Origin of the sequence: Xenorhabdus sp. SGI246, from assembly GCF_040838225.1 — a bacterium.
Lineage (GTDB): Bacteria > Pseudomonadota > Gammaproteobacteria > Enterobacterales > Enterobacteriaceae > Xenorhabdus > Xenorhabdus indica.
The window spans coordinates 1-3,716 of sequence record NZ_JBFPEZ010000112.1 but is presented as its reverse complement, the minus strand read 5'-3'; the positions used below and the strand labels follow the sequence as shown (position 1 = coordinate 3,716).

At 48.8% G+C, this 3,716-nt stretch carries 5 protein-coding genes; 3 read left to right on the top strand and 2 right to left on the bottom strand.

The window, feature by feature from the left end:
• Positions 1 to 276 precede the first annotated feature (276 nt).
• Both ABLA85_RS17970 and ABLA85_RS17965 read right to left on the bottom strand, forming a co-directional pair.
• Positions 277 to 483 carry a helix-turn-helix transcriptional regulator gene (locus ABLA85_RS17970; protein ID WP_367965699.1) on the bottom strand — a complete coding sequence of 69 codons (207 nt, stop codon included), beginning with the start codon at positions 481 to 483 and terminating at the stop codon, positions 277 to 279.
• A gap of 138 nt (positions 484 to 621) precedes the next feature.
• Entirely contained in the window at positions 622 to 1,896 is a 1,275-nt protein-coding gene (locus tag ABLA85_RS17965) for a tyrosine-type recombinase/integrase (protein WP_367965698.1), read from the bottom strand.
• Positions 1,897 to 2,182: 286 nt separating this feature from the next.
• On the opposite strand from ABLA85_RS17965, the gene ABLA85_RS17960 reads away from it, so the two are divergent.
• From ABLA85_RS17960 to ABLA85_RS17950, 3 genes are all read left to right on the top strand, one after another.
• On the top strand, positions 2,183 to 3,070 hold the full coding sequence (locus ABLA85_RS17960; RefSeq protein WP_367965697.1) for a ParA family protein: 888 nt from the start codon (positions 2,183 to 2,185) through the stop codon (positions 3,068 to 3,070).
• Positions 3,067 to 3,462, top strand: coding sequence for a hypothetical protein (locus ABLA85_RS17955; RefSeq protein ID WP_367965696.1), 396 nt, complete (start codon positions 3,067 to 3,069; stop codon positions 3,460 to 3,462). The genes ABLA85_RS17960 and ABLA85_RS17955 overlap by 4 nt, the downstream gene beginning before the upstream one ends.
• On the top strand, positions 3,446 to 3,716 hold a 271-nt coding region (locus ABLA85_RS17950; RefSeq protein ID WP_367965695.1), incomplete at its 3' end, for a DnaB-like helicase N-terminal domain-containing protein. The genes ABLA85_RS17955 and ABLA85_RS17950, both read left to right, overlap by 17 nt.

Here is a 3,716-nt window from a genome sequence, read left to right as displayed (position 1 = left end):
ACCATGTTTACCCTTTGCCGGGATATCAATACCGCAAGCTGGCAGTAAGTTTTGCCAGGAATACATGGCGGAGGTTTTCACGGTCTGGATCAGGTCAAGCGGTTTTTGATTGCTTGCTGTTTTTTGAACTGTAAATTTAGGGCGAGTTTGGGTATGCTGTGTATCAGCCATCATTTTTACCTTTCTTAACGGTTGTTGGTGAAACGCCTCAGATGTGTCCGACCACACTGGGGCGTTGTGTTTTTAAATGTTTCTTATGTCATAGTCTTTTGTTTGTTATGCCGCCCGTGATTCCGCGATCCGCTGAGCGATCCAGTCATCAATTTCTGCTTCGATAAAGGCGATAGAGCGTGGGCCGATTTTGACCTGCTTCGGGAATTCTCCATCGCTAATCAATTTGTAAATCCACGCTTTGCTATAACCCGTTCTGCGCTGTACTTCCGGCAAACGAATAAAGTTTGTTTTCAATGCTGTCATTGTCATATTAATTCTCCTGTTACCGAGTCCCTGAGCGCTCATCGTGGACGTTATTTGATGACAGGCGGATTATTTAAAATGCAAGATTAAATGAACAGCGTTAATTGTTTTTCTCCGATGAAAATTAACGGGTTACAAATTGTACTAACGATTCTTTCTGTCGCGCAGCGGTTTGGCGAAGTCATACGGTGTGATGGATTTTTCCCGGTTCGCATCCAGATAATCCGCCCACCATTGCACCATCAGCCGCCGTTCATCCAGATGTTTGGAGGTGTGAATATAGGCTGCTCGCACATTGTTGCGTTCAATATGGCTGAGCTGGCGTTCGATGGCATCATCGCTCCACAGGCCGGATTCTCCCATCGCACCACGCGCCATTGTGCGAAATCCATGTCCACAAACTTCGGTTTGAGTGTTGTAACCCATCGCCCGCAGGGCCTTGTTAACGGTGTTTTCACTCATCACTTTCGCGGAATTATGATCGCTGGGAAACATCACTTCACAGTTGCCGCTTAGTTCCTGCAACGCGTTGATAAGCAAAACAGCCTGACGGCTCAATGGTACTAGATGATCGGTTTTCATTTTCATGCCGCGCTCAGAAAAGCGAACGCCTTTAATGGGTTGCCTTGTGGCCGGAATTTTCCACACCGCATTTTCAAGGTCGATTTCCTGCCAGCGGGCAAATCTCAGCTCACTGGAGCGGACAAACGTCAGCAGCGTTAGCTCTACCGCAATCTTGGTCAGTAAGCGCCCGCGATAGGCAGATAAGCGAGCTAAAAAGTCAGGCAAGTATTCATGGGGCAGAGCGGGATGATGACGGGATTTTGTGGTGGTAAGTGCTCCGGCCATATCATTAGCTGGGTTGGACTCCAGAATATCATTCTGGACGGCATAGCGCATGATAGCGGTAACACGTTGTTGCAATCGCTGGGCGATATTGTGTTTACCTGCATCATCAATGGCTTTGATAGGGGCTAAAAGCTGGCTGGTTCTTAGCGTAGTAATGTCGAGCCTGCCAATCTGCGGGAAAATATACTGTTCAAGGCTGCGCAGTACGGTTTGGCGGTGGCGATCGCTCCAGCGTTTGTTACTGGCGTGCCATTCACGGGCGATATGTTCAAAGGAATAGGTGATTTTCGATGGAGAGGCTGCGCCTTTTTTTCCGGCTTTGGGATCAATGCCTTGTGCCATCAGCTTTTTGGCTTCATCGCGTTTTGCGCGGGCATCGGCTAACGACACTGCCGGATAAACGCCGAACGCCAGCCGGTCTTCTTTCTTATCGGTCGGGCGGTAATACTTCATGCGCCAGTATTTTGAGCCGCGTGCTGAGACTTCTAAATAGAGACCGCCGCCATCGGCGAGTTTGTAGGTTTTTTCTCTGGGTTTTGCAGTTTCGATTTGCCGGGCATTTAGTTTCATTATTAAGGGCATCCTTGTAATCGAACGGTAAGTGCCCCGAATTATGCCCTTCGCTGCATCTTGATTGCAACAGACGAAACTAGACGTAAAAATAAGAATGGATGTTGATTTTGCTGGATTTAGCAGAAATTGTTTTACTGGGCTGGACTTCACTGGAAGTTGAAGTGGTGCCCGGAGACGGAATCGAACCATCGACACGGGGATTTTCAATCCCATCGTAAGTTAATCTAATGTAACTAGTTGATTTTGTACTTAGTTTGTATGCTCAAATTACTGAGTGTACAACATGATAATTCTTCCGATAATTTCTCCCAAAGGCGGCGAAGGTAAATCCACCCATGCGGCAAATCTGGCCGGTTTTTTTGCTGATGCCGATCTACAGACTCTCCTGATTGATGCCGATTACTCACAACCCACATCCAGCAGTATTTTTAATCTGGTTTATGAAGCGCCCGCCGGGCTGTATGAATTGCTGATGCAGACGGTGGATCTGAGTCAAGCCGACACGATCATTTCGCGTTCGACGATCCATAATCTCGATATCATTGTCTCCAATGATCCCGATGAACTGCTGCCGACAGCCATGTTGCACGCCCCGGATGGTCGCCTGCGTCTGCGCAATGTTCTGCAACATCCACTCTTTCATCAATATGATGTCATTATCATCGACTCCAAAGGTGCGACCGGTGTGATGACCGAACTGGTGGTACTGACTGCAACTCAGTTTGTGCTGGGGATCATTAAACCTATCCTGCCGGATGTCCGTGAGTTTCTGCGTGGTACATTGCGGATGCTGACTCGTCTCCGGCCATTTGAAAATTACGGTATTCAGCTTCCGCTGATCCAGATACTGGCCAATGGCATTGAAGGCACCAATCTGGACAGAGATACGCTCAATGAACTGACCGATATTATCGACCAGCAGCGCTACGATACGTCAGCGTTGGAGGGCAGAAAGGTTTACCAGCTGCTGAGCACCCGTATTGATCTGCTGGATATCTATAAACTGGGTCATGTTCGTGCCCAGCCTGTTCATCGTCTTGAATATAAAACTACCCGCAAAAGTCCCGCCGCTGCCCAGACCATGTACAGTCTGGCCTGTGAACTGTTCCCCGAATGGGCTGCAAAATTTGATGCCGTGCTGGTCAACCAACCGACGGGGAACGCGCAATGAATATTATCTGGCGAGCCGTTTGTTTCTGTTATGACAATGCGGAATTACCCTTTACGGATACACAGGATGAATGGTTTGTGTTTGTCGATGCGCCTGATCGTAAAGCGGCACTGGCGAAATACCAGACATTATTACCCATTATCTGGGAAGCGTCGCCTGAGAACGTCGAGCATTTCAGTCCCCGTCATGAAAATGAATTGCGTGAACTGTCATTGATGCCGGGCACACCGGATGATTTGGCCCTGCTGGAGTGCGGCTGGGAAAATGGCAAACCACAGTATTTGACCGCAAAAGAAGTCCTGTTTTGGGTTTCTTCTCCGCATTTGCAACAGCGTTTAGTGAGGGCATTGAATGCCGTCAACAGGGAGGTGACCAATGAATCTGGATCATGAGGCTTTACAGGCCATCAGTGAAGCGGAACCCAGCTATGCTTATGCCGAGGTGGGGGTGATTGGCGGGCTGGTGCTGGAAAATGATCGCTGGGATAGCATTGTTCAGCTGCTGGTTGCCGACGATTTTTTCTTCCCGGCGCACCGAATAATCTATCAGGCCATTACTGAACTGAGCGAAAAAAACTGTCCGTTTGATCTGATCACCCTGACCGACAGGCTGACACAGCGGGGGCAAATAGACAGCGCCGGCGGTT